General features: G+C 69.3%; 22 protein-coding genes. 13 read left to right on the top strand and 9 right to left on the bottom strand.

What is annotated here, in order from left to right; translation table 11 throughout:
- Positions 1-18: 18 nt before the first annotated feature.
- Positions 19-258 carry a hypothetical protein gene (locus DFR72_RS28240; protein WP_114773778.1) on the bottom strand — a complete coding sequence of 80 codons (240 nt, stop codon included), beginning with the start codon at positions 256-258 and terminating at the stop codon, positions 19-21.
- 238 nt (positions 259-496) lie between these two features.
- On the opposite strand from DFR72_RS28240, the gene DFR72_RS28235 reads away from it, so the two are divergent.
- The 5 genes from DFR72_RS28235 to DFR72_RS28215 all read left to right on the top strand — a co-directional run bounded on the left by DFR72_RS28235 (position 497) and on the right by DFR72_RS28215 (position 3,947).
- Positions 497-703, top strand: coding sequence for a cold-shock protein (locus DFR72_RS28235; protein ID WP_030468404.1), 207 nt, complete (start codon positions 497-499; stop codon positions 701-703).
- 107 nt (positions 704-810) lie between these two features.
- Positions 811-1,689: a glutamate ABC transporter substrate-binding protein gene (locus tag DFR72_RS28230; RefSeq protein WP_090068462.1), complete on the top strand. Its 879-nt coding sequence runs from the start codon at positions 811-813 to the stop codon at positions 1,687-1,689.
- Positions 1,686-2,300 (top strand): amino acid ABC transporter permease, encoded by a 615-nt coding sequence (locus DFR72_RS28225; RefSeq protein WP_090068464.1) that lies wholly within the window; start codon positions 1,686-1,688, stop codon positions 2,298-2,300. The genes DFR72_RS28230 and DFR72_RS28225 overlap by 4 nt, the downstream gene beginning before the upstream one ends.
- Entirely contained in the window at positions 2,300-3,067 is a 768-nt protein-coding gene (locus DFR72_RS28220; RefSeq protein ID WP_090068466.1) for an amino acid ABC transporter permease, read from the top strand. The genes DFR72_RS28225 and DFR72_RS28220 overlap by 1 nt, the downstream gene beginning before the upstream one ends.
- On the top strand, positions 3,048-3,947 hold the full coding sequence (locus DFR72_RS28215) for an asparaginase (RefSeq protein WP_245983579.1): 900 nt from the start codon (positions 3,048-3,050) through the stop codon (positions 3,945-3,947). Before DFR72_RS28220 ends, DFR72_RS28215 begins: the two co-directional genes overlap by 20 nt.
- Here DFR72_RS28215 and DFR72_RS28210 read toward each other — a convergent pair.
- A complete protein-coding gene (locus DFR72_RS28210; RefSeq protein ID WP_090068470.1) occupies positions 3,944-4,384 on the bottom strand; it encodes an ester cyclase in 441 nt (146 codons plus the stop codon). The two genes, DFR72_RS28215 and DFR72_RS28210, sit on opposite strands and share 4 nt — an antisense overlap.
- 53 nt (positions 4,385-4,437) lie before the next feature.
- On the opposite strand from DFR72_RS28210, the gene DFR72_RS28205 reads away from it, so the two are divergent.
- A complete protein-coding gene (locus tag DFR72_RS28205; protein ID WP_090068471.1) occupies positions 4,438-5,082 on the top strand; it encodes a TetR/AcrR family transcriptional regulator C-terminal domain-containing protein in 645 nt (214 codons plus the stop codon).
- A gap of 104 nt (positions 5,083-5,186) precedes the next feature.
- Here the strand turns inward: DFR72_RS28205 and DFR72_RS28200 are convergent, their stop codons facing one another.
- Entirely contained in the window at positions 5,187-6,875 is a 1,689-nt protein-coding gene (locus DFR72_RS28200) for an acyl-CoA dehydrogenase family protein (protein ID WP_090068474.1), read from the bottom strand.
- 147 nt (positions 6,876-7,022) lie between these two features.
- Here DFR72_RS28200 and DFR72_RS28195 point away from each other — a divergent pair, with 147 nt between their 5' ends.
- A complete protein-coding gene (locus DFR72_RS28195) occupies positions 7,023-8,102 on the top strand; it encodes a WD40/YVTN/BNR-like repeat-containing protein (protein ID WP_090068476.1) in 1,080 nt (359 codons plus the stop codon).
- A complete protein-coding gene (locus DFR72_RS28190) occupies positions 8,099-8,383 on the top strand; it encodes a MoaD/ThiS family protein (protein WP_090068478.1) in 285 nt (94 codons plus the stop codon). The genes DFR72_RS28195 and DFR72_RS28190 overlap by 4 nt, the downstream gene beginning before the upstream one ends.
- Positions 8,384-8,922: 539 nt before the next feature.
- Here the strand turns inward: DFR72_RS28190 and DFR72_RS28185 are convergent.
- Together DFR72_RS28185 and DFR72_RS28180 are read right to left on the bottom strand one after the other, a co-directional pair.
- Complete coding sequence (locus tag DFR72_RS28185) at positions 8,923-9,882, bottom strand: zinc-binding dehydrogenase (protein WP_090068480.1); 960 nt, start codon at positions 9,880-9,882, stop codon at positions 8,923-8,925.
- An 80-nt stretch (positions 9,883-9,962) separates the two neighbouring features.
- A complete protein-coding gene (locus DFR72_RS28180; protein WP_090068482.1) occupies positions 9,963-11,429 on the bottom strand; it encodes an aromatic amino acid ammonia-lyase in 1,467 nt (488 codons plus the stop codon).
- 30 nt (positions 11,430-11,459) lie between these two features.
- Between DFR72_RS28180 and DFR72_RS28175 the strand changes: the two genes are divergently transcribed.
- Together DFR72_RS28175 and DFR72_RS28170 are read left to right on the top strand one after the other, a co-directional pair.
- Complete coding sequence (locus DFR72_RS28175; protein WP_090068484.1) at positions 11,460-14,438, top strand: DEAD/DEAH box helicase; 2,979 nt, start codon at positions 11,460-11,462, stop codon at positions 14,436-14,438.
- Complete coding sequence (locus DFR72_RS28170; protein ID WP_090068486.1) at positions 14,431-15,258, top strand: SWIM zinc finger family protein; 828 nt, start codon at positions 14,431-14,433, stop codon at positions 15,256-15,258. The genes DFR72_RS28175 and DFR72_RS28170 overlap by 8 nt, the downstream gene beginning before the upstream one ends.
- Positions 15,259-15,362: 104 nt before the next feature.
- Here DFR72_RS28170 and DFR72_RS28165 read toward each other — a convergent pair whose 3' ends face one another.
- From DFR72_RS28165 to DFR72_RS28155, 3 genes are all read right to left on the bottom strand, one after another.
- A complete protein-coding gene (locus tag DFR72_RS28165; RefSeq protein ID WP_090068488.1) occupies positions 15,363-15,635 on the bottom strand; it encodes a GlsB/YeaQ/YmgE family stress response membrane protein in 273 nt (90 codons plus the stop codon).
- 251 nt (positions 15,636-15,886) lie between these two features.
- Positions 15,887-16,348 (bottom strand): hypothetical protein, encoded by a 462-nt coding sequence (locus tag DFR72_RS28160; protein ID WP_090068490.1) that lies wholly within the window; start codon positions 16,346-16,348, stop codon positions 15,887-15,889.
- 100 nt (positions 16,349-16,448) lie between these two features.
- Entirely contained in the window at positions 16,449-17,513 is a 1,065-nt protein-coding gene (locus tag DFR72_RS28155) for a DUF2786 domain-containing protein (protein WP_090068492.1), read from the bottom strand.
- A gap of 62 nt (positions 17,514-17,575) precedes the next feature.
- On the opposite strand from DFR72_RS28155, the gene folP reads away from it, so the two are divergent.
- From folP to DFR72_RS28140, 3 genes are read left to right on the top strand one after another with little or no spacing between them, the layout of a single operon-like run.
- Positions 17,576-18,400, top strand: a complete 825-nt coding sequence (folP, locus tag DFR72_RS28150) for a dihydropteroate synthase (protein ID WP_090068494.1) — start codon at positions 17,576-17,578, stop codon at positions 18,398-18,400.
- A 14-nt stretch (positions 18,401-18,414) separates the two neighbouring features.
- Complete coding sequence (locus DFR72_RS28145; protein ID WP_090068496.1) at positions 18,415-19,353, top strand: hypothetical protein; 939 nt, start codon at positions 18,415-18,417, stop codon at positions 19,351-19,353.
- Positions 19,354-19,401: 48 nt separating this feature from the next.
- Complete coding sequence (locus DFR72_RS28140; protein WP_084401906.1) at positions 19,402-19,686, top strand: hypothetical protein; 285 nt, start codon at positions 19,402-19,404, stop codon at positions 19,684-19,686.
- Here DFR72_RS28140 and DFR72_RS28135 read toward each other — a convergent pair.
- Positions 19,643-20,731 (bottom strand): cytochrome P450 family protein, encoded by a 1,089-nt coding sequence (locus DFR72_RS28135; protein ID WP_170176421.1) that lies wholly within the window; start codon positions 20,729-20,731, stop codon positions 19,643-19,645. The genes DFR72_RS28140 and DFR72_RS28135 overlap by 44 nt on opposite strands.
- Between the last annotated feature and the right edge of the window lie 18 nt (positions 20,732-20,749).

Here is a 20,749-nt window from a genome sequence, read left to right as displayed (position 1 = left end):
GGTCAACGACCCTCCAGGTTACCGGCCGTCGGGCGTGTTCATGTTCTTCACGGTGCCGATCTGGAACACCGTGCCGTGGACGTCTCCGACCAGCTTGTTGGAGATCGTCGCGCGGCCCTTGCCGCGGTCCTCGTCGCGGTCGTTCCGGTCGGTCTCGGCGGGGGCTCGGCCGAGGTGCTTTCCGGCCAGCGCAGCAAGTCCGCCGGAGATCTGGGGTGCGACGGTGACCTTGATCGACATCGCCGTCAGCTCCGACACGGGCACCTCCGCGAACTCATTTGGCCTCTCACGATAGCAGCGAAATCGATGTCTCGACTGAGGGCGGGGAGCCGTGGTTGACTGTCTTCGGTCGTACGTTTCGTGTTCGTGGATCAACCCCGCTCGCGGAACGAGGTTGCGAGCGTGCGGGTTCTCCAGGTTCCGGAGAAGACGCTGCCGTGGCTTGACCCGGTGGTCGCGAGCGCGATCCGGCACCTGTTGGAGGAGAAGTAGCAAGATGGCAGTACAGGGCACCGTCAAGTGGTTCAACGCGGAGAAGGGCTTCGGCTTCATCTCCCCTGACAACGGTGGCGCCGACGTGTTCGTCCACTACTCCGAGATCCAGATGAACGGCTACAAGGCTCTCGAGGAGAACCAGCGGGTCGAGTTCGAGATCGGTCAGGGCCAGAAGGGCCCGCAGGCCCAGGGCGTTCGCGCCGTCTGAGTCTGAACTGATCGGCATCTGAATCAAGACAAGCCGCCTGTCCACTATCGGACAAGCGGCTTTGTCGTATCTTGTGCCTGCTTGATCGCGCTCAGTAGCGTCGCGGCATGGGGAGACTGTTCGTAGCGGTTCTGTTGCTCTTCGTGGCCGGGTGCTCCGGCGGTTCGGACGCGGTCCCGGGCGGCGGCAAGATCGACGCCCTGCTGGCCAAGGCGCCCGTTTATGCAGGTCAGGTCACTCCTGGCTCGGCCGTCGACCGGATCAAGAAGCGCGGCGAGCTGCTCATCGGCGGCTCCCAGGACGCTCCTCTGCTGTCCCAGCTCGACCCGATCAGCGGCGAGCTCACCGGCTTCGACGCCTACCTGGGCAAGCTGCTCGCGCACTACATCGTCGGCAAGCCCTCGACGGAACTGCTCTCCGCGACGTCGGAGACGCGCGAACCGTTGCTGGCCAACGGTACCGTCGACGTGATCATCCAGACCTACACGATCACGCCCGCCCGTCAGGAGCGCGTGTCGTTCGCCGGGCCGTACTACCAGTCTGGGCAGTCGATCGCGGTGCGCAAGGGCACGTCCGGCATCGGCGCACCCGCTGATCTGGCGGGCAGGACCGTCATCGTCGGCGCGAACACCCCTGGTGTGAAGGCGGTCCAGGACGCGGCGCCCACCGCGAAGATCGTCGAGTTCGGCTCCGATCCCGAGTGCCTGACCGCGTTGAAGCAGGGCCGCGGCGAGGCTTACGTCCAGGACCAGGCGATCCTGGTCGCCGACGCGTCCAAGGACAGCGAGCTGCAGCTCGTCGGCGAGCCGTTCACCGAGGACCCGTACGGCATCGGCATCAAGCACGGGGACACCGAGTTCACGGCGTTCGTGAACGACTGGCTGCGTGAGCTCGGCAAGTCGGGGCTGTGGCAGGAGGTCTGGAAGCAGACGATCGGCACCGTGGTCACCGGCGACGCGCCGGCGCCACCCGCGATCGCCTCATGAGCCTGGTCCTCGAAGGCTTTCTGAACACCGTCGCCCTGACCCTGCTGTCGTTCGCCGGTGCGCTGCTCACCGGGCTGCTGGTGGCCGTCCTGAGGATCGTGCCGGTACCGCTGTTGCGCGCGGCCGGCGCGGTCTACGTCGAGGTGTGGCGGAACGTCCCGCTGCTCGCCTGGCTGGTGCTGTTCGTGTTCGGGCTGCCGGAGGTGGGCGTGAAGATACCGTTGTTCTGGACGGCTTGCGCGGCGATCGCGCTGTACGAGGCGGCCTTCGTGGCGGAGGCGCTGCGGTCGGGCGTGAACTCGGTGGCGTCCGGGCAGGGCGAGGCCGCGCGGGCGCTGGGGCTGTCGCTGCGGCAGTCGTTGCGGCACGTGATCCTGCCGCAGGCCTTGAAGAACGTCGTGCAGCCGCTGGCGAACATCGCGATCGCGCTGACGATGGCGACGGCACTCGCCGGTGTGGTCGGAGTGGTGGACATGACCCGAGCGGCGCAACGGATCAACCTGGAGCTCGCGCAGCCGTTGCTGGTGTTCACCGGCGTCGGGCTCTGCTACCTGGTGATGGCCGCCGGGATCGGGTTCGGGGCACGCGTGCTGGAACGGCGGCTGGCCTGATGTTCGACGCTCCTGGTCCCCGGTTCCGCCGGCGGGTCTTCTGGGTCTCCGTGGTGTCCGGGCTGGTGCTCCTCGGGCTCGTCGCACTGGGGTTGCGGCAGTTCGCGGCCGGCGGGCAGCTGGAACCGGTTCGGTGGAGGCCGTATCTGACCTGGCCGGTGTGGCGTTATCTGCTCGAAGGCCTGTGGTCGACGGTGGTGGCGGCATGTGCGACGGGTGTGCTGGCGATGGCGGGCGGGTTGCTGCTCGCGTTGCGGCCCAACCGGTTCACCCACGCCTATGCCGAGGTCATGCGCACGGTTCCGGTGCTGCTGCTCGTGTACGTGATGCTGTTCGTGCTGCCGTCGTTCGGGGTGAACCTGCCGCTGTTCTGGAAGCTCGTGGTGCCGCTCGCGTTGTCGCACGCGGCTTCCTACGCGGTGATCTTCCGGGCCGGCGTCTCGGCGGTCGATCCCGGCCAGCGCGAGGCCGGGTTGTCGCTGGGCATGCCGGACGGAGTGGTGACGCGGTTCGTGGTGCTGCCACAGGCCGTGCGGCACATGACGCCGTTGCTCGTGACCCAGGCCGTCAGCCTGTTGAAGGACACCTCGCTGGGCTATGTCGTGTCCTACACGGAGTTGTTGTTCAACGGGCGGGTGCTCGCGAACTACAACGGTCTGCTGATCCAGACCTTCATCGTCGTCGCGTTCGTCTACCTCGTGGTCAACCTGGCGCTGTCCAGGCTGGCCCACCGGCTGGAGGCTGCTCGTGCCCGCACTGCTCGCTGAGGTGACCCGGTCGGGGTTCGTGGAGAGCCTGCACCACGGCAGCGTCGTCGGCCTGTTGCCGTCCGGCGCCGTGGGCGTGTCCGTTGGCGCGGTCGAGGACCCGGTGCTCCCGCGGTCGTGCATGAAGCCGTTCCAAGCGCTTGCGTGCCTGTCCGCAGGAGCGCCCCTGGCCGGGCCCGCGCTGGCGATCGCGGCCGGGTCGCACACGGGGGAGAACCGGCACGTCGAGCTGGTGATGCAGCTGCTCGGCGGGTTGCCGGTCGGGTTGCTGCGCTGCCCGCCGTCGTGGCCCGAGGACGAGGAGACGCGCCAGCGGGTGACGGAACCCTCTCGAGTGCGGATGAACTGTTCCGGCAAGCACGCGGCGATGCTCGCGGCGTGTGTGGCGGCGCGGTGGCCGACGCAGACCTATTTGGAGCCTTCGCATCCGTTGCAACGACTGGTGATGCGGACGGTGGAGGAGTTGTCCGAAGAGTCCGTTGTGCACACGGCGATCGACGGCTGTGGCGCGCCCGTCTTCGGGTTGTCCTTGCACGGCTTGGCGCGGGCGCTGCAAGGGCTGGCGCGCACGCCCGTCGCCGATGCCATGCGCGAGTTCCCCGAGTACGTCGGCGGGACCGGGCACGTGAACACCGTGGTCATGCAGCAGTTGCCGGGTGTGGTGGCCAAGGGCGGCGCGGAGGGTGTGCTGGTGCTGGCGACCGACGCCGGGCACGCGGTCGCGGTGAAGGTGCTCGACGGCAATCCCCGTGCCACGACCGCGATCGGGCTCACGGCGCTGGCCGCCATGGGGTTCGACGTGTCGCCCGCGAAGGAGTCCCTGTCCGTGCCGGTGCTCGGGGGCGGGCAGGTCGTCGGGGAGGTTCGTGTCGTGTTCTAGAACTTCTCGGGGACCTCGAGCATGCCGAGCTGGGCCATGACGGTCGCCGTGTCGCCGTAGACCCGCTGGCAGACGAGGACGTCCTTGTCGAAGTGGAAGAAACCGGCCATCCTGACCTTGAACGACCGTCCGGTAACTTCTTCGCCGATGAGGCTGCCCAGGTGCGTGCCCTGCAGTTCGAACTCCACGATCACGGCGTCGTCGGCGTGGTGGACGTCGATGACCTTGTTGCGCTGGTCGGGGAACGCCGCGCGGGTGCGTCGCCAGTAGTCGCGAACCGCGTCCACGCCCTCGAGGACCTGGCCGGACGCGATGATCTCGTAGCGGGGGTTCGGAAACGTGTTCAGAGAGGTGTCGAAGTCGTGGTCGTTCTGCGACTCCATGTGTTCCAAGACGATCGCTTCCCGCAGCGCTCTCAGCGCCCTGGACTCGGTCATACCGGCCGACCCTCCTACGTACGCCGTACGTCGCAGGGAAGTTACTCCACGTCGTGCGGTCTACGCCAGTGTCCTCGCCGCGTGAACCGCTGACCCGCGACCGCATCGTGGATGCGGCCGTGCGGTTGATCGAATGCGAGGGCGTCGAGGCCGTCTCGATGCGGCGTCTCGCCGCCGAGCTGGGCGCGGGCACGATGTCGCTGTACAACCACGTGCCGAACAAGGCAGTGCTGGTGGACCTCGCGGCCGAGCGGATCATGGCGGAGGCGCGGCCGTACCACGTGGACAGCGACGACTGGCGTGATCACATCCGGGCGCACGCCCGTGCCGTGCGGGAGCTGGCGCGCCGGCACCCCCGCGCGTTCGTGATGCTGGCGACGCGCCGGCTGAGCAGCGAGGCGGGGTTCCGGACGATCGAGGCGGCGCTGATGAACTTCGAGCGCGCGGGGTTCCGGGGCAAGATCGCCGTCGGGATGATGCGCGCGATGGTGTCGTACCTGCTGGGCACGCTGATGAGGGAGGTCGCGACCTCGCCGGAGCTCGGCGGGATCGCGTTGTCGCCCTACGAGGACGTCGACGTGTCGGCGTTCCCGCTGTCCGCCGGGGTGATGGACGAGCTGGGGACCTACGACCACGACCACGAGTTCGAGTTCGGCCTCGAACTCATGATCGCGGCGTTGGAGCGCTACCAGTCCTAGTGCGGTGACCACGAACCTTCACCGGGTCTTCCGGCGGTCAGCACGGCACCGCGATGCACCCGTCTGACCGGCGAAATACCGGGTAAAGGTTCGTGGCCACCACACTAGGGGCGCATCTCGTACTGGCCGGAGAGCGCTTCCACCTGCTGCCAGACGGCGTCGAAACGGGCCTGGTCGACGTGCGGCTTGCGGATCTGCCCCACCGCCCACTGCTGCTGCGCCTCGGTGCTGCTGGCCTTGCCGTGCAGGGCGGTCGCGTACCCGGCGAAGTCGCGGACCAGGACGTCGAAGATCTGGTCGAGCACGTGCTGGTCGGTGTTCGTGATCTTCGCCTGTTCCAGGACCAGCTGGCCGTAGACGACCAGGGTGAAGAGGTGGCCGAGGTTGAGCAGGAAGTCGAGGTCCTTCTGCTGGGCCTCGTCCGGCGCCGCCGTCGTCAGCAGCGTCTTGATGGCCCTGGCCTGCTCGTGGAACAGCGCCACGTTGGGCAGGTGGGCGTGCTCGGTGTAGACCGGCTCCCAGTCGTGGAACTGGACCTTGCCGAGACCGCGCGCGGGGCCCTGGTGCCAGAAGAAGTCGTCGTCCGTCGCGTCGTGGCGCGTCGGGACCTCGTCGTAGGCCTTGGGGTTGAACAGGTAGTTCGGCATGAACTTGAGCACCAGGGCCAGGTTCACGTGCACGGTGCCCTCGAGCTTGGGCAGTGCGCGGATGTCGGCCGTGGCGCGGGTGAAGTAGGTGTCCTTCTCGAAACCCTTGGCCGCGATCACGTCCCAGAGCAGGTCGATGACGTTCTCGCCCTCGCTCGTCACCTTCATCTTGGTGATGGGGTTGAAGAGCAGGTAGCGGCGGTCGTTCTCGCCGGCGCTGCGGAAGTAGTCGACGCTGCGGTCCGCGAAGAGCTTCATCGCGGTCAGGCGCGCGTAGGCGTCGACGAAGTTCTGGCGCACGTGCGGGAAGTTCGTGACCGGGTTGCCGTAGAGGATCCGGTTGTGGGCGTGCGTGATCGCCTCGTAGAACGAGTGCTCGCAGATGCCGATGCTGGCCGTGCAGAGGTTGAACTTGCCGACGTTGACGGTGTTGAGCGCGGCGGAGAACGCGTCGGGGCCGCGGTGCAGTACGTCGGCGTCGGTGAGGGGGTATCCGTCGAGGCGGAACTCGCTCACGAACATCTGGCTGTCGACGACGTTCTTCACGAGGTGGAAGTTCTCGTGCTGGCTGTCGACCGCGAAGAAGACGTACTCGTCGGAGTCCGCGAGCTTGCCGAAGACGCTGACCATGCCGGCGACGTTGCCGTTGCCGATGTAGTACTTGCTGCCGGTGGCCGTGTAGCCGGTCTCCGTCTTCGTGACGATCATGTCGGTGCTGTAGACGTCGGCACCGTGCTCCTTCTCGGACAGTCCGAACGCGAAGACCGCGCCGCTGTCGAGGAGTGCCGCGGCCTTCTGCTTGGCCTCCTCGTTGCCGCTCATCCAGATTGGGCCGAGGCCGAGGACCGTGACCTGCCAGGCGTACCAGTACTGCAGGCCGTAGAAGCCGAGCACCTCGCTGAACGCGGCGTTGCGGGCGGCGTCCCAGCGCTTGGTGCCGTCCACGCTCGCGGGCGTGCAGAAGGTGGCGAAGAGCTTCTCGCGCTTCACGAAGTCGAGGAACTCGGTGTACCAGACCTTGTCCTGCGCGTCCGCGATGAGCTGCCGCTTGCCGCGGGCCTCGAACCAGTCGACGGTCGCCCTGAGCAGGCGCCGCGTCTCGTCGTCGAGGTGGGCGGGGTCGTAGTGGTTCGGGTCGAGCAGCACTGGCGCCTCCTTGCGTCTCTTCTTTCGGACGCTACCAGTGAGTAACTTGTGGGTCTACGTGGGGTTTCCCTCGTGCCCGGAAATTGTCAGACCCCCGGCGTAACGTGCTCCGCATCACATCTTCTGGGACAGGGAGGCTGCGTTGCGATGACGGTGGTCGTGGCGATCGGTACGCGCAAGGGGCTGTGGCTCGCCCGCAGTGAGGACCGGGTCTCGTGGCAGGTCGACGGGCCGCACCACGCGATGCAGGAGGTGTACGCGGTCGCGTTCGACGCTCGTGCGGGCCTCCGCCTGATGGCGGGCGTGTCCTCACCGCACTTCGGTCCCGGAGTGTCCATCTCGGACGACCTGGGGGCCACCTGGGAGGAGTCGTCCACGCCGCCGATCGCGTTCCCGGTCGACGACGCGGCCCTCGAACGCGTCTGGCAGCTCCAGCCCGCTCCCGCCTCGCAACCGGGCGTGGTCTGGGCGGGCACCCAGCCGTCGGCGCTGTTCAGATCGTCGGACGGCGGCCGTTCGTTCGAGTTCGTCGAAGGTCTGTGGAACCACCCGCACCGCCCGGAGTGGGAGGCGGGCTTCGGCGGCCAGGCCGTGCACACGATCGTGCCCGACCCGGTCGACCCGGACCGGGTGCTGGTCGCGATGTCGACCGGCGGCGTCTACCGCACCGCCGACGGCGGCAAGTCCTGGGAGGCCCGCAACAAGGGCATCAAGGCGTACTTCTTCCCGGACCCGTGGCCGGAGTTCGGCCAGTGCGTCCACAAGGTGGCCCAGCACCCGGCGTCGCCTTCGCGCTTCTACGCCCAGAACCACCACGGCGTCTACCGCAGCGACGACGGAGGCGACACCTGGCAGTCCATCGCCGAGGGCCTCCCGACGGACTTCGGCTTCGCGATGGTCGTCCACCCCCACGACCCGGACACGATCTTCACGTTCCCGATCGAGGCGGACGGCCGCCGCTTCCCGCCGGAGGGCAAGTGCCGCGTCTACCGCTCCCAGGACGCGGGCGCCACCTGGCAGGCCCTCGGCGAAGGCCTGCCCGACGACTTCTGGACGGCGGTGATGCGCGACGCCCTGTGCACGGACGACGCCGACGTCCCCGGCGTCTACTTCGGCTCCCGCTCGGGCGAGGTCTACGCCAGCCCCGACGAGGGCGAGACCTGGCACCGGGTGGCAGCCCACCTCCCGGACGTGATGTCGGTCCGAGCGGTGGTGATCCCGACGTGAAGGTGAAGGTCCTGATCCCAGGTGTCCTCCGCGCCGCCACCGACGGCGCCGCCCACCTGGACGTGGAAGTCCCGGACCCGGCCACCCTGGGAGCGGCCCTCGACGTCCTGGCGGACACCTACCCTCTGCTCGACCGCCGCCTGCGCGACGAACGCGCCGGCCTGCGCCGCTACGTGAACTTCTACGTCAACGGCGAGGAATGTCGCCGCCTGGCCGGTCCCGCCACCCCACTCCCGTCGGGCGCGGAGATCCAGATCCTGCCGTCGGTGGCGGGAGGCTGACGCCCCCGCCTGGCCGGGTCGCGCCGCACCGGGGATGGCGGCGCAACCCGGCGACGGCCGACTGCCCGGTGGTCGCCGTGGCTGCAGGGCGGCTGGTGTAGCCGGCAGCCGCTGTGACCGGTGTGGGGCTGTGACCGGTGTGGGGCTGTGACCGGTGTGGGGCTGTGACCGGTGTGGGGCTGTGACCGGTGTGGGGCAGTGACCGAAGTGGGGCAGTGACCGAAGTGAGGTGGTGACCGGGTAGGGCGGCAGCCGCTGCAGGGCTGTGACTGGGGTGGGGCGGTGACTGCAGCAGTCGCAGTTCAGCCATCCAGCAACCTTGTGGGCCAGGAAGCAGATGCCGCTTGCCTGCTGCCACTCCAGGTGCCGCCGTCACACCGGTTGCCGCTGCTCCGCTACCGGCTTGCCGATGCTTCGGCTGCCGTCACCCTGCCCGCGCCGTTCCGGCCGCTGCCGCCTCGACCGCAGCCGCCACTCCCGGCGACCGCCGCCACACGTCCACCCGCCCTGGCCGAGTCCAACCCCGGTCGCGCGAGCGGTCAGACCAGCAGCAGCGACTTGCCGAGGGTGGTGCGCTCTTCGAGCGAGCGGTGAGCCTTCTCGGCCTCCGCCAACGGGTACGTCGCGCCGATCACCGGCCGGAGCCTGCCCTGCGCGGTGAGAGTGAGTGCGTCCGTGAGGAGTGCGCGCACGGTCGCCGGGTCGGGTGGGCCGGCCGCCAGCGCGTTGTCCACGTGCACTTGCCTGCGGGCCGCCAGGTCCGGGTCGATGTCGGCGAAGCCGTCCGACGTGCCGTAGGTGACGAAGCGGCCGCCGTCGGCCACCGTCTCGAACACGGCCCTGCCGAGTAGGCCTCCCGCGCCGTCGAAGGCCAGGCTCACGCCGCCCGTCGCGTCGCGGACCCGGTTCTGCCAGCCGTCCAGCGAGTAGTCGACGGCCAGGTCCGCGCCCAGTTCGCGGCTCAGGGCGAGCTTGCGCTCGCCGCGGGCCGCCGCGACGACTCGTGCGCCCGCGTCGCGCAGGAGTTGTACGAGCAGCGAACCCGCGCCGCCCGTCGCGGCTGCCACCAGGACCCAGTCGTCCTTCTCGACCTCCACGCGGCGGGCGAGCATGAGTGCGGTGACGCCGTCGTGCACCAGGGCCGCCGCCTCGGCCGAGCCCAGGCCGTCGGGCACGGCGACGATCTCCTCGGCGGGGAAGAGCATCTGCTCCGCGTAGCCGCCCGGTCCGCGGCTGATGACGTGCCGGCCCACCCACGCCGGGTCCACGCCTTCGCCGACCGAGAGCACGTGGCCCGCACCGCCTCCGCCTGGCACGTAAGGAAGGGTCAGCGGGAAGTACTCGCCGCCCCAGCCGTTGCGCAGCAGGGTGTCGAGGAAGATCACGTCGGCGACCTCCACGCCCACCACCACCTGCCCCGGACCTGCCACCGGCGCGGGAACCTCCTCCGCGCGGAGAACCTCGGGACCACCGAACTCGTGCACACGGACAGCACGCACCGCAACCACATCCCCCACCTAGATCAACCTGGCTCGTCCCACCGTAAAAGCTCCAGTTTGGTGGAGATCAAGCCCGGATCTCAGCAGGCGGCGAAGTCGTCCAGCAGCGCGGAGGCGACCTCGACGTCCGGGCTGAGCTGGCGGTCGGACATGTCCGGGTTGAGCTTCGACTCGGCGGTCTCGAAGGCGGCCCGCAGCGACGGGGTCTGAGGCGTGATGCCGCGTAGCCGCAGGGCGCGGACGGCGGCCACGACCTCGCAGGCCAGGACGAGGCGGAACGCGCTCAGCGAGCGCAGGGCCTGGGACGCGGACTGGAAGGCGAAGCTCGAGTTCTCCTCCTGGCCGCGCGACACGACGGCGTTGCCGATGCTCGCGGGTTCGGCGAGGGTGCGGACCTCGGCCAGCGCGGAGTTGGCGCTGTACTCGAGGATCATCACGCCCGAACTGCCGGGCACGCCCTCGGCGAGGAACGGGCGCAGGCCGGTGAAGCTCGGCTCGACGAGCGTGGCCAGGCGGGCGGTCGAGATGTGGCCGGTGTGCAGCATCGAGAGCCGGAGCCGGTCGAGCGCCTGGCCCAGGTACGCGCTGTGGAACGCGCCGTGGTGGTAGGCGGCGTCGTCCTCCGGGCCGAAGTGGTCGGAGACGATCAGCGGGTTCTCGGCGGCGGCGTTGAACTCGACGTCGAGCACGCGGCCCAGGTCGGTCGCGGCGTCGACGGCCGGGCCGTGGATCTGCGGGAAGCAGCGGTAGCCGAACGGGTCCTGGATGCGCGCGGGCGGGCGTGGTGGTTCGCCGATCAGGCGGCGCATCTCGGCGGCCACCGCCACCTGTCCCGGGTGGGGGCGACCGAGGTGGACGCGTTCGTCGTAGGCCTCGGCGGCTCCGTCCACGGCGAGGAACGACAGCGCGGCGACGACGTGCGTGGCCTTGAGGAGCTGGTGCGCGTCCTGCCAGGCCAGGCCCGCCATGCCGATGGTGAGGGCGTTGCTGCTGATCAACGCCAGCGCGTCGCCCGAGTCGAGCTCGATCGGGTCGGGGGTCTGCGTGGAGCCGAGCCAGTAGCGCTCGCCGAGCAGGGTCAGGCCGGTCTCGGCGAGGGCGGTCAGGTCGCCCGTGCCGATGGCGCCGTACTCGTGGACACCGGGGTAGCAGCTGCTGTTCAGTGCGGCGAGCAGCGCGTCCGCCACGGCTCTGCGCACGCCGGCGCCGCCCGCGAGGAGCTGGTTGAGGCGCACGACCATCATGGCGCGCACCTGCTCCTCGGGGAGCATGCCGCCGAGCCCGCCCGCGTGGCTGCGCAGCAGGCGCAGGCCGTGCTCGGCCCAGCCCTCCGTGCTGACGATCTGGTCGCGGTTCGCGCCGACTCCGGTCGTGCGGCCGTACACCTGTCGTCGCACCACAAGGCGCTGGCTGGCACCCCACGACGCTTCGAGGCGTGCGACACCATCAGCGTGCAGCTCCACCGGCGAGTGGTACCGCGCGACGCGCACCACGTCGTCGGCGCTGAGGGACTGACCGTCCAGCACGACAGGGGAGTCTTCGACCATGGCGCCAATGTGAGCACATAGGGTTCAGAGGTGCTCGTACTGCATGGCCTGTGCACGACCGACGGCGTTCTCGCGCTGTGGGCCGAGGACTCCGGGCTGCCTGCACGCAGTGAGAGCACGCGACGGGACGCACCGCACCCCTTCGCGGCGTCGGCCGAATCGCTGGCCGCCGCGCTCGGGCAGGAACCGCGCAAAACGACCACGCGGGCGTTGCTCCTGCCGTCGTTCGCGTCGGGACCGATGGCGTCGCCCGAACTGGTGCGCGACCCACTGGCGGCGGGACGAGCGCAGCGCGGCAAGGTGCAGCTGCGGCAGTGGGGCGTGCCCACGATCCGCCTCGACGGTGCCCCGGAGCGCGCTGCCGAGGTGCGACTGAGCGACTCCGCGCGGTTCGTGTTCGACGTGGCCGGGTTCGCCGCCGACCTGGTCGACCGCGGCCGCGTGCTGCCGTCGGTCGCACCCGAGCGGGCCGTCGCGCGGTGGGCACCGGTGCTCTCGGGGACGGACTCGGCGCGGTTCGCGGCGCTGCAGGCCGCGATGCCGCCCGCCTGCAGGTGCGAGCAGATCGTCGGCGACCCTGCGGAACTCGTGCGCGCGGCGCTGACGACCGCGGTCGACGAACAGGTGCGGAGCCGGTTGAGCGGCACGACTCTCGCCCCGGCACGACGCGGCCAGGTGACGACGGCGGAGTCCTGGCTCGACGCGTTGACCGGTGAACCCGCGTTCGACGCGGACCCCGTCGAGCTCTACGAACTGCGCGAGCAACTGGACCGCTGGCGCGACAGCGCGGGCAACGAAAGCCCTGTGCGCACCTGCTTCCGGCTGCGCTCGCCGGAGCAGCGCAACGACGACGGGTGGGCCGTCGAGTTCCTCCTGCAGGCCGTCGACGAGCCGAGCGTTCTCGTGCCCGCGCAACAGGTCTGGTTCGCGGACGACGGCGTCCTGCGGCGCTGGATCCCGGCACCGCAGGAACACCTGCTGGCCGATCTGGGCCGCGCGAGCAAGCTGCACCCCGACCTGGACGAGGCGTTGCGCGGCTCGCACCCCGCCGAGATGGAGGTCAGCGCGGAGGGCGCGTACCGGTTCCTGACCGCCGCGCCGGTGCTGGCGCAGGCCGGGTTCGGCGTGCTGCTGCCGTCGTGGTGGCAGCAGACGACGAGGCTCGGTCTGAAACTCACCACGAAGAGCCGCGGCACGGCCGGAACCGTCGCCAAGGAGAGCGAGATCGGCTTGAAGTCCATCGTGGACTACAAGTGGGAGCTCGCCCTCGGCGAGGACACGCTGACCGACGCCGAGCTCGCCGAACTGGCCAGGGCGAAGGTGCCGCTGGTCAAGGTGCGCGGCCAGTGGGTGCAGGTCGACCAGAAGCGGCTCGCCGCCGGACTCGCGTTCCTCAAGCGCGGCGGTGGCCAGATGACCGCCGTCGAGGTCATGCTCCACAGTGGACTCACGGCGGAGGACGAGAGCCTGCCGCTCCCGCTGGTGTCCGTCGAGGCGGACGGCTGGCTCGGCGACCTGTTGTCCGGCAAGGCCGACGAGCAGCTCGAACCCGTCGATCCGCCGGAGAACTTCGGCGCGCGGCTGCGCCCGTACCAGCAGCGCGGCCTGGCCTGGCTCGCGTTCCTCGACAAGATCGGCCTGGGCGCGTGCCTGGCCGACGACATGGGCCTGGGCAAGACCGTTCAGCTGCTGGCGCTGGAAGCCTTGAACCGCGCCCACGGCAAGAGGCCGCCCACGTTGCTGATCTGCCCGATGTCGGTCGTCGGCAACTGGCAACGCGAGGCGGCACGGTTCACCCCAGGCCTCTCGGTGCACGTGCACCACGGCGCGGACCGCCTGAACGGTGACGCGTTGCGCGAAGCCGTGGAAAGCCATGACCTGATCCTCACCACCTACTCGCTGGCCGCCCGCGACGCCGACGCGTTGAGCGAGCTCACCTTCGACCGCGTGGTGCTGGACGAGGCGCAGAACATCAAGAACAGCGCGACCCGCCAGTCCCAGGCGGTGCGCCAGCTCAAGGCACGGCATCGCGTCGCGCTCACCGGCACGCCCGTCGAGAACCGCCTGGCCGAGCTCTGGTCGATCATGGACTTCGCCAATCCCGGTGTGCTCGGCACGGTCAACACGTTCCGCGCCCGCTTCGCCGTCCCGGTGGAGCGCCACAACGACCAGGACGCCGCCGCCCGCCTTCGCAAGATCACCAACCCTTTCGTGCTGCGCCGTGTGAAGACCGATCCGCGCATCATCAGCGACCTGCCGGACAAGGTCGAGATGCGCCAGCTCTGCAACCTCACCCCCGAGCAGGCCTCGCTCTACCAGGCCGTCGTCAACGACATGCTCGAGAAGATCGAGGAAGCGGACGAGGGCGTCGAGCGACGGGGACTCGTGCTCGCGACCATGTCGAAGCTCAAGCAGGTCTGCAACCACCCCGCCCACTTCCTCGGCGACGGCTCCCGCGTCGCCGGCCGCTCCGGCAAGCTCGCGCGCCTGGAGGAGGTGCTCGAGGAAGTGCTCGCCGAGGGCGACAAAGCGTTGTGCTTCACGCAGTTCACCGAGTTCGGCAGCATGCTCGTGCCGTACCTGGCCGCGCGCTTCGACACCGAGGTGATGTTCCTGCACGGCGGCACGAACAAGGCCTCCCGCGACCGCATGGTGGAGCGCTTCCAGGACAGCAAGGGCCCGTCGCTGTTCCTGTTGTCGCTCAAGGCCGGCGGCACCGGCCTCAACCTCACCGCCGCGAACCACGTGATCCACCTGGACCGCTGGTGGAACCCGGCGGTCGAGGACCAGGCGACCGACCGCGCGTTCCGGATCGGCCAGCGCCGCAACGTGCAGGTGCGCAAGTTCGTGTGCATCGGCACGCTGGAGGAACGCATCGACGCCATGATCGAGGAGAAGCGCGCCCTGGCCCAGCTGGTGGTCGGCGCCGGCGAGAACTGGCTCACCGACCTGTCCACCGCGCAGCTGCGCGACCTGCTGACGTTGTCCGGGGAGGCCATCGGTGAGTGAGCACTGGTCCGGCGAACGGCCCCGGTACGGCAAGACCATCAAGGTGGACAACGGTCTCAAGGCCAAGAGCAAGCGCGGCGACATCGGCGCCACCTGGTGGTCGCGCCGGTTCATCGAGGTGCTGGAGTCGTTCGGCATGGGCGGCCGCCTGACCCGGGGCCGCAACTACGCGCGGCAGGGCCAGGTGCTGTCGTTGTCGCTGTCCACGAGCATGGTCATCGCCTTGGTGCAGGGCTCGCGCCCCACGCCGTACAAGACGCGGATCGCGATCAAGTCGTTCACCGGCCAGGAGTGGCAGCGCATCGAGCACGCGCTGGCCGGCAAGGCCCTGTACGCGGCGAAACTGCTGGCCGGCGAGATGCCCGCCGACATCGAGACCCTGTTCGCGTCGCTGGGACTGCGGCTCTTCCCCGCGACGCAGCGCGAGCTGACGATGGACTGCAGCTGCCCGGACTGGGAGGTGCCGTGCAAGCACCTCGCCGCCACCTGTTACCTCCTCGCCGAGTCGTTCGACAACGATCCCTTCGAGATCCTCGCCTGGCGTGGCCGCAGCCGTGAGGACCTGCTCGACCGTCTCCGCGCGCTGCGCGGCACGGTGCGTGCCACCGTGGTCCGCGAAGAGGCGCCGCCGCTGACGAGGTGCCTGGACACGTTCTGGCAGCGGCAGACCACGTCGAACCTCCACTTCGGAGACCCCACGGCGGCGGTGCGCACCGACGCGGTGCTCGATCAGCTCGACGGCGTGCCGATCACCGTGGGCGGGTCGTCCCTGGCCGGCCTGTTGCGCCCGGCCTACCTCTCACTGAAGCCCGAGGAGTAGGCGAGCGTTCCGGCGGCGGACCCGTTGGTCGCTGCGCGGTCCGGGCGCGGTGGCTTGTGGGCGCGCGGAGGGCGAGCGAATCGGGTCTGTCGGTTGCCCTGGGGTCAGTGGACGAGCTTCTGCTGGGAGCGGTTGGCCCACAGGGTCACGCCGGCGCCGGCGAGGCCCACCTGCAGAGCCAGCTCGATCCAGTCGATCCCCCCGGTGTCGGCCACGCCCAGGACCGTGGCGGCCGCGGTGCCCAGCAGGGCGGCGACGATGCCCACGAGGACGGTCGCGAGGAGCGACACGTGTTGCCTGCCCGGGATCACCAGGCGGCCCAAGCCGCCGATGACCGCTCCGAAGAGCAGTGCGGTGAACAAGCCGTCGATCTCCACTGCGTACCCCCTGCGACTCTGAATGCCTGTCACTCCAGAGTCCGCTGTGCTGCGGGTTCGCGAATCAGGTCTTCCCCTGAACGCCCCCTGAGTTCGCCCCCAAGGGCGCGTGTCCCGTAAGTCCGTTCGATGAGAGTCGCGGTCGAGAGACCCGGAGGCGGTGCCGCCGCGGCGCCCTCATACCGGGCGTATTCGGGTGTTGCGGCGGTGCCGCCTCCGGGGCCCTCGGCCGCGACTGTCGCGGACGAGACTTACGGGACACGCCCTAGGAGCACGGCGGCTGTCGCGGAGAGTTCGCGGCCCGGCACGTCCGGGTCGCAGCCCACCCTGGCGAGGCGGGCCCGGATGGCCGTGGGGGAGCGCTCCATGGCGTCGGCCAGGGACCTGATCAGTTTCGGGGAGTCGGTCTCGGACGGGGTGAGCCAGGCGGCGCGCAGGTCGGTGTCGAGGGCTTCGGTCCAGGGCTGGTTGGCGTTCGCGTGGCGGGACGGGCGGGTGCGCAGGCGCGAGTGGGCGCCCAGGACCCGCGCGAGGAGCTTGCCGACCGTGACGCCGCCCTCGACCGGCAGGCGGAGGCGGCCGTCCGCGACCACCTCGCCCGAGTCGAGTGAGCCGCGCAGGTCGAGCACCATCGACTCGTCGGAGTCGGTCGTCGCGCTCAGCCGGTAGTTGACCTCGCCGAGCTTGATCTCGTTGTGGAAGGTGGATGTCATGGGGTCGACGTTAGGGAGGGGGTCTGACGGTTTTTCCGGGGTTGGGCGCCTGGGACCGTTGTGCTGCGGGGAGTTCACTCGAAGGGGTGGTGGCCACGCCCTAGCCCGAGGTCACGGACTTCCGGGCGGTCCCGATGTCGGCGGCGTCCGCGGCGGCGCGCCCCGCGCCCCACCCCGCGGCAGACCGCACCGTCACGCGCGAGGTGCGCGTCCGCGTGAACATCTGCTCGAACAGCGTGTCCACGGCCTGCTTGCGGTCCGCGAGCACCGGCAGCAACCGCTCGTCCGAGGCGATCGGGTCGTCCGGAGCGGCGGGTGCGGCGGCCATCGCCTCCAGCCTCTCCCCGATCCGCGACGCGTACGCCACCAGGAACGACTTCCGGAACGGCCGCGAGCGCGCCTCGCTGCCCTTGCCGGCCCGTCCGCCGACGGCGACCATCGCCCGTGTCGCCTGCACGAGCAGAGACGTCGACAGCAGCTCCACGCTCTCCAGGTCGACCTCGTCACCGACGAGCGCGATGAACCCGAAGCTGTCGTAAGCCACCGCCCGCGAGCGGAAGGCCTCCGACACGACGTGCACGAGCTGCGACTTCTCCTTGAAGTAGCTCTTGTCGAGCCACATCCGCCGCGACGTCGCCTCAGCAGGCAGGTCCGCGTCGAGCATCGCCCGCTCCAGCGCGTGCCGGTTCATCAGCTCCTGCGCCTTGGCCGACAGCGCCTCCGCCTCCTCGGGGAACGCCGTCGACTCGGCCTTCGCCAGCAGGCCGCGCACCCGGTTGAGCACCTTCGGGTCCAGTCCCGCGCGCACGGCCGACATCAGCACGTCGCCCGGCAACGGCAGGATCTGCGGCAACGAGGGCATCCGTCCGAGGAACTTCAGCAGCTCGGCGGCCGTGCGGTTCGCGTACGAGAGCGTCTCGATGTGACGCGTCGCCCACGCCTCGATCAGCGGCCCCTCCCACCACACCGAGGCGCCGATCTCCTCCAGCTGACGCTGCCACCGCGGGTGCACCGTCGCCGGCGCATGCGGCGAACAGGACAAAGCGATCACGTCCACCACGAGAGAGGCGGCCGACTCATCGAGCGAACGCGACACCATCTCGCGCACGTCGTACGGCAGCCAGCCGCGCTGCCAGAGCGCATCGACCGCTTTCACCAGTTCCACGCCATGCAGTATGAGACGTCCGCCATGTGCACAGGTCGGGGACCACCTGGTAGACACGGGATGTGATCGAGCTCCAGTTCCGCGGCCGGACCGTCGTCCGCGACCACGCGCTGGTGATGGCGATCATCAACCGCACCCCGGACTCGTTCTACGACAAGGGCGCCACCTACGCCGAGGACGTGGCCATGGAGGCCGTGCACCGCGTCGTGGACGAGGGCGCGGACATCGTGGACATCGGCGGTGTGAAGGCCGGCCCGGGCGATCTGGTCGACTCCGGCGAGGAAGTGCGCCGCGTCGTGCCGTTCATCGCCCGCGTGCGCGCCGCCTACCCGGATCTGATCATCAGCAGCGACACCTGGCGCGCGGACGTCGGCCGCCTCGTCTGCGAGGCCGGCGCCGACCTGCTCAACGACACGTGGGCGGGCGCGGACCCGCAGCTGGCCGAGGTCGCCGCGGAGTACGGCGCAGGCTACGTCTGCTCGCACACGGGCGGTGCGGTGCCCCGCACGCGTCCGCATAGGGTTAGTTACCCGAACCTCGTCGCGGACGTCATCGCGGAGACGACGTCGCGAGCGGAGAGGGTGGTCGCACTCGGTGTGCCTCGCAAGAGCGTGCTGATCGACCCCACACACGACTTCGGCAAGAACACATGGCACAGCCTCGCGCTGGTGCGGCACACGGACGAGTTGGTGGCGACCGGGTGGCCCGTGCTGATGGCTCTGTCCAACAAGGACTTCGTCGGGGAGACCCTCGGCGTGGAACTGCACGAGCGCGTCGAGGGCACCCTCGTCGCGACCGTGATCGCGGCGTTGGCGGGCGCCGCGGTCTTTCGCGCGCACGAGGTGGCGCGCACCAGACGAGTACTCGAGTCCGTCGCTCGACTCTGAGCTGGAGGTATCAGGTGGACGACGTCTTCGCCCGGTTTTCGGATGACCGGTGGGACGACTTCCTCGACGAACTCGACAAGATCCGCGTGAGCGTGGTGGATCCCGCGGAACGACAGCAGATGAAGGTCACCGCACGCCGCGACGCGCGAGAAGCGGGCTCTCAGCCGTTGCTCGTGCGGATGGCCCTCGCGGACCACTACCTGAACCTGCTCGCCATCGGCGTGTGGGCGGGCGACGAGAGCTGGCGTGCCGATCTGCGCGACCTGGTCATCTCTCTAGTGCCCGCGGACGACGAGTCACATGACGACGCGCTGCTGAGCTCTGTCATCGCCGTGGTGCTCGCACAACTGCTGCAGGACGCGCGCCTGCGCGGTGGTTCCGAGGCCGATGTCATCGCACGGTCGGCGTGGGAGAAGGCCCAGGAGTGGGCCGCCTACGCGGAGGACCGTCACGTGGAACGGCTCTTGTACGCCTCCACAGAGGGCGGTGCGCGCGTCGTGACGGCCTCGGAGGTGCAAGAGGTCATCGAGCTCGCCACGGCCGCGGCGGACGACCAGCACGCCGAGACGATCGCCGCTCTGGAGACGGAAGGCTTCACCGCGGAGTTCATGAACGGCGTGTGGGTGGTGGAGGGCGAGTTCCGCAACGCGGTGCGGGCTGCTGCGCGCGCGATCACGCTCACGGGCCACGGCTGCGTCCTCGCGCGCAACATCCGGTCATCGGCCGTGATGCTGTGGCACGAGAACACGCTCGCCATGGCGGACTCGAAGGTGCCGCGCTGGCGCGTCTACCCGATCCTCGCGCCCGTTACGCCGCAATCGAAGTTTTCAGGCGGTGAAGGCCTGCCGTTCACCCGCGAGACACACCCGTTGGCACCCGCTCCGGAAGTCGTGCGCCGGTTGGCGGACGCCGTTGGCGTCAACCTGTCCCATCTGCTGGCTGCATTGCGGTGAAAGGGTGATCTTTGACTTTCCGCAACCTCGACTCGTTATCTTGGTGTCATGCCCAGATTTGCCGAGTTCGATGTGGAAGGCCTGCGGAAATCCAGCGCCGTAGCGGACTTTCCCTGGTCAGAGACGTGGGTCACGTTGATCCGCGTCGATGCCAAGGGAGTTGTCCGGCAAGCCAAGTCGTTGACGGAGAAAGTTTCTTTGCTGACCGTCGCGTCGGACAAGGACCTCGTCATCGCGTCCTGTCCCGAGATTTACGCGGTCGACGACCTGTCGGCCGCCCGTGCCGCCGTCAGGGCTTCGGTCGCACGCGAAATGATCCCAAGCCTCGGATGAATGACTCCCTCCACTCGGGCTCAGCGGCGAGCACGAGTTCAGGGAAACGCCGGAGGAGCGTTCCGAACGCGATCTCACCCTCGATGCGAGCCAGCCGCGCTCCCACGCAGTAGTGGATCCCGTGACCGAACGCGACGTGTGGGTCTCGGCCCAGCTGCAGCACGTCCGGTTCGGAGTACCGGGACGGATCCCGGTTCGCCGCTCCTAGTGAGACGGCGACCTGCGAAGATTTCGGAATCGTGACCCCTCCGATCACCACGTCGGAAGTGGCGACACGACTCACCCCCATGGCCAGTGGACCGTCGAGGCGCAGGAACTCCTCGACGGCCTCCGGAATCATGATCGGATCGTCGGCCAGCGACCGCCGCGCGGCGGGATCGCGCAGCAGGGCGAGCAGTCCGTTGCCGATGAGCTGCACGGTCGTCTCGTGGCCCGCTGTGATGAGCAACACGAGGTTCATCACCAGGTTCGGTTCGTCGCGGAGCTCGGTGATGACGTCGTCACCGGGCTCCTTGGTGGCCACGAGGCGCTCCACGTACGCGGCGAACCTGCCGAAGGCCTCGGCCATGGTCGCGGGCACGAGCAGCTCCGCGGACAGGTTCCTGATCTCGTCTCTGTCCTCTTCGGGCACACCTAGGAGTTCACAGATGACGGTGATCGGCAGCGGGTAGGCGAACGTCTCGATGACGTCCACCTCCTCCGCGCCCTCCCACGCGTCGAGCAGCTCGTCGGCGATCTCCTCGATGCGCGGCCGGAGGGCCTCCATCCGCCGCGTGGAGAACGCACGTGCGATGGGCTTGCGCAACTGCGCGTGCTCCGGCGGGTCCATGTGGTTCAACATGCCGCCGGGGATGATGGCACTGCTGAGGTCCGGGTGGCTGAGAGCCTGCACGACGTCGTCGTAGCGGCTGATCATCCACGACTTCTGGCCGTCCGGGGTCTCGATCAGCGCGGGACCCCGCTCTCGCCACTCGTCGAAGTACGGGAACGGATCGGTGAAGAAGCTCATGCCGTTCATCGTGGTGTTCGTCCTGCTCAGAGGCATGAGTAGGCGATCACCCAT

It is taken from the genome of Lentzea flaviverrucosa (assembly GCF_003350445.1).
GTDB lineage: Bacteria > Actinomycetota > Actinomycetes > Mycobacteriales > Pseudonocardiaceae > Lentzea > Lentzea californiensis.
Note: the sequence above shows the minus strand (reverse complement) of the source record. Positions and strands in the feature narration are given on the sequence as shown.

Excerpts from the sequence above, each read along its gene's own strand:
- DFR72_RS28235 (WP_030468404.1), top strand. The coding sequence starts at position 497 with ATGGCAGTACAGGGCACCGTCAAGTGGTTCAACGCGGAGAAGGGCTTC.
- DFR72_RS28220 (WP_090068466.1), top strand. The coding sequence starts at position 2,300 with ATGTTCGACGCTCCTGGTCCCCGGTTCCGCCGGCGGGTCTTCTGGGTC.
- DFR72_RS28135 (WP_170176421.1), bottom strand. The coding sequence starts at position 20,731 with ATGCCTCTGAGCAGGACGAACACCACGATGAACGGCATGAGCTTCTTC.
- DFR72_RS28210 (WP_090068470.1), bottom strand. The coding sequence starts at position 4,384 with ATGACCGAGTCCAGGGCGCTGAGAGCGCTGCGGGAAGCGATCGTCTTG.
- DFR72_RS28230 (WP_090068462.1), top strand. The coding sequence starts at position 811 with ATGGGGAGACTGTTCGTAGCGGTTCTGTTGCTCTTCGTGGCCGGGTGC.
- DFR72_RS28140 (WP_084401906.1), top strand. The coding sequence starts at position 19,402 with ATGCCCAGATTTGCCGAGTTCGATGTGGAAGGCCTGCGGAAATCCAGC.
- DFR72_RS28180 (WP_090068482.1), bottom strand. The coding sequence starts at position 11,429 with ATGGTCGAAGACTCCCCTGTCGTGCTGGACGGTCAGTCCCTCAGCGCC.
- DFR72_RS28195 (WP_090068476.1), top strand. The coding sequence starts at position 7,023 with ATGACGGTGGTCGTGGCGATCGGTACGCGCAAGGGGCTGTGGCTCGCC.
- DFR72_RS28160 (WP_090068490.1), bottom strand. The coding sequence starts at position 16,348 with ATGACATCCACCTTCCACAACGAGATCAAGCTCGGCGAGGTCAACTAC.
- DFR72_RS28225 (WP_090068464.1), top strand. The coding sequence starts at position 1,686 with ATGAGCCTGGTCCTCGAAGGCTTTCTGAACACCGTCGCCCTGACCCTG.